General features: G+C 56.8%; 1 pseudogene. It reads left to right on the forward strand.

What is annotated here, in order from left to right:
- A pseudogene (locus FJV41_RS56565) lies at window positions 1–183 on the forward strand (hypothetical protein); the annotation flags it as partial.
- Window positions 184–389 lie beyond the last annotated feature (206 nt).

Here is a 389-nt window from a genome sequence, read left to right on the forward strand (position 1 = left end):
GTGTTCACCATTGAGCCGATGGTCAACCAGGGCGACAGCCGTATCAAAACCAAAAAAGATGGCTGGACGGTGGTTACCCGCGATAAAAAACTCTCCGCGCAATGGGAGCACACCGTGGCCGTCACCGCCAACGGTTTTGAGGTGCTGACGTTACGCGACGATGAACAGTCGCGGATCCGCTGAGTTGCTTCCCTTTCTCTATGACGGTGGGCCGCTTTCCGACCCCGGAGCTCGCTTGGGCGCCAGACGACACCTGATTCTGCCGCCGGGCGGCGGCAATAATTGTTTTCATGAATGATTTCTGCGCGCGCGTCTGCCCGCTGGTTATGGCTGATGCGCGCATAAACCGCACAACGGTTTATCCTTTACCTCCTTGCATCAGCTTACTC

Source organism: Myxococcus llanfairpwllgwyngyllgogerychwyrndrobwllllantysiliogogogochensis, from assembly GCF_006636215.1.
GTDB classification, from domain to species: Bacteria; Myxococcota; Myxococcia; order Myxococcales; family Myxococcaceae; genus Myxococcus; species Myxococcus llanfairpwllgwyngyllgogerychwyrndrobwllllantysiliogogogochensis.